The following is a 675-nucleotide window of genomic DNA, read 5'->3' on the forward strand; positions in this document are numbered from 1 at the left end:
AAAGATGGCGCTACAGTTTATGTGGCACAAGTTTCTGCGACAAACAGTAGCGAAGCCCGCGGTGAGCAGCTTCTTTCTCAAGTCGAAACCTTACTCGCCGCCACAGGTGCTAGCAAAGTGAACCTCATTGGTCACAGCCATGGTGGCCCAACAGCGCGTTATGTAGCCTCTGTACGCCCTGATTTAGTGGCTTCTGTCACCAGTATCGGCGGAGTGAACAAAGGCTCAAAAGTCGCAGACTTAGTACGCGGCACCGTTCCAGAAGGATCGGGGACAGAACAGTTGGCCGTTAAACTCGCGCAGGGGTTAACCACTCTGATCAATCTGCTTTCGGGTGGTTCAGATCTTGATCAAGATCCACTGGCTTCGTTAGCCGCATTAACGACGGAAGGCTCGCTAGCTTTTAACCAACACTACCCTGAAGGCATTCCAACCAGCGAATGTGGCGACGGTGATTTACTGGCACCGAACGACGTGTATTACTACTCATGGACCGGATCATCCACTTTTTCCAACGTTTTCGATCCGACAGACGCAGCCATGATGGTACTCGGCTTGGCATTCGATGGGCCAAACGATGGGCTCGTTGGCGCATGCAGCACTCATTTAGGAAAAGTCATTCGTGATGATTACAAAATGAATCACTTGGACGAAATTAACGGTTTACTCGGTATC

1 protein-coding gene is annotated in these 675 nt (G+C 50.7%); it reads left to right on the top strand.

The genetic code is table 11. The annotated features are described in order from the left end of the window. A partial coding sequence (locus R7Q46_RS27440; RefSeq protein ID WP_318078310.1) for a triacylglycerol lipase occupies positions 1–675 on the top strand: 675 nt, incomplete at both ends.

The organism is Vibrio sp. 811 (genome assembly GCF_033339195.1).